Source organism: Paraburkholderia sp. SIMBA_053, assembly GCF_046534895.1.
GTDB lineage: Bacteria > Pseudomonadota > Gammaproteobacteria > Burkholderiales > Burkholderiaceae > Paraburkholderia > Paraburkholderia caledonica.
The window spans coordinates 1-268 of sequence record NZ_JAWRXU010000786.1; the positions used below are offsets into that span (position 1 = coordinate 1).

Annotated in this window: 1 protein-coding gene; it reads left to right on the forward strand. The window is 66.8% G+C overall.

Annotation, left to right across the window (positions count from 1 at the left end):
- The coding region (locus tag SB753_RS37725; RefSeq protein WP_410805244.1) for a D-glutamate cyclase family protein at nt 1-268 on the forward strand (268 nt) is incomplete at both ends.

Genomic DNA, 268 nt, shown 5'->3' on the forward strand with positions numbered 1-268 from the left:
GTATCGTACCCGCGAACGCAATGTGCGGGCAGGCGTGTTCGGGGGCAACCTCGTCGTCGCGATGCGCCCACTGAAAGCCGCCGACGCCATCCGCGCGATTCAGATCACGAGCCGCTTTCCTGCTGTCCACGGCGCGCCGGTGCATATCGGCGATCCGTCGTTGATCGGCATTCGCGATCTGTCGCGGCCCGATTTCGGCGATGCGGTCGACGTGCGCGACGACGAACTGCCTGTGTTCTGGGCGTGCGGCGTCACACCGCAAGCCGCG